1 protein-coding gene is annotated in these 1,320 nt (G+C 75.4%); it reads left to right on the forward strand.

Annotated elements, in window-relative coordinates; all coding sequences use genetic code 11:
* A partial coding sequence (locus tag AOK22_RS38445; protein ID WP_425264120.1) for a DNA repair protein RecN occupies positions 1–1,102 on the forward strand: 1,102 nt, incomplete at its 5' end.
* Positions 1,103–1,320: the final 218 nt, after the last annotated feature.

Here is a 1,320-nt window from a genome sequence, read left to right on the forward strand (position 1 = left end):
CGCCGCCGAGGCCGAGCGGCTCGGCCACGCGGAGGCCCTCGCCTCCGCCGCCACGTCCGCGCACGCGGCCCTCGCCGGCAACCCCGAGGACCCGGAGGGCGTCGACGCCTCGACGCTGGTGGCGGGTGCCTCTCGGGCTCTCGAGGCCGTACGGTCGCACGACCCCGCCCTGTCCGCCCTCGCCGATCGCCTCGGTGAGATCGGGATCCTGCTCGGGGACGTGGCGGGTGAGCTCGCCGGGTACGCCGACGACCTCGACGCCGACCCGCTGCGGCTCGCCGCGGTCGAGGAGCGGCGGGCCGCGCTGACGCAGCTCACCCGGAAGTACGGCGCCGACATCGACGCCGTCCTCGCCTGGGCGGAGGAGGGCGCGGCGCGCCTCACCGAACTCGACGGCGACGACGAGCGGCTGGCGGAGCTGACCGGGGAGCGGGACGCGCTGCGTGCCGAACTCGCCGGGCTCGCGCAGGCGTTGACCGAGGCGCGGCAGGAGGCGGCTTCGCGGTTCGCGGCGGCGGTCACCGAGGAGCTGGCCTCCCTCGCCATGCCGCACGCCCGCGTCTCGATCGCCATCAGCTGTACGGAGGTTCCCGAGGGCGGGGACGGGGTCGAGGTCGGCGGGCGTACGGTCGCGTACGGGCCCGCGGGCGTCGACGAGGTCGAGCTGCTGCTCGCCCCGCATCCCGGGGCGCCGCCCCGGCCGATCGCCAAGGGGGCCTCCGGCGGTGAGCTGTCGCGCGTGATGCTCGCCGTCGAGGTCGTCTTCGCGGGCACGGATCCCGTGCCGACGTACCTCTTCGACGAGGTCGACGCGGGCGTCGGCGGCAAGGCGGCGGTCGAGATCGGGCGCCGGCTCGCGCGGCTGGCCAAGTCGGCGCAGGTCGTGGTCGTCACGCACCTTCCGCAGGTCGCGGCGTTCGCGGATCGCCAGCTGCTGGTCGAGAAGACGAACGACGGGATGGTGACGCGGTCCGGGGTCCAGGTCCTTGAGGGCGAGGACCGGGTACGGGAGCTGTCGCGGATGCTGGCGGGCCAGGAGGACTCGGAGACTGCGCGGGCCCACGCGGAGGAACTGCTGGCTACGGCTCGGGGGGACGGGTAGGGGGTCTGGCGGGGCGCCTTGCCTGGCGGGGCGCCTTGGGCTGGGGCCTGCGCCTTGGGTTCGTCGGTGGTGCGGGTGCGTGGGCGTCTGCGCCTTGGACGGTGCTGCGCGGTCTGCCGTCTGTGGGGCGGGGCCGCGGGGGTATGTGCGTACTCGCTATCCCTGCGTCGCGCCTCAAGTCCAAAGGCGCCAGATGATGCTCGGCGCTCCGTGCGCCC

The sequence above is a fragment of the Streptomyces silaceus genome (genome assembly GCF_001419745.1).
GTDB classification, from domain to species: domain Bacteria; phylum Actinomycetota; class Actinomycetes; order Streptomycetales; family Streptomycetaceae; genus Streptomyces; species Streptomyces silaceus.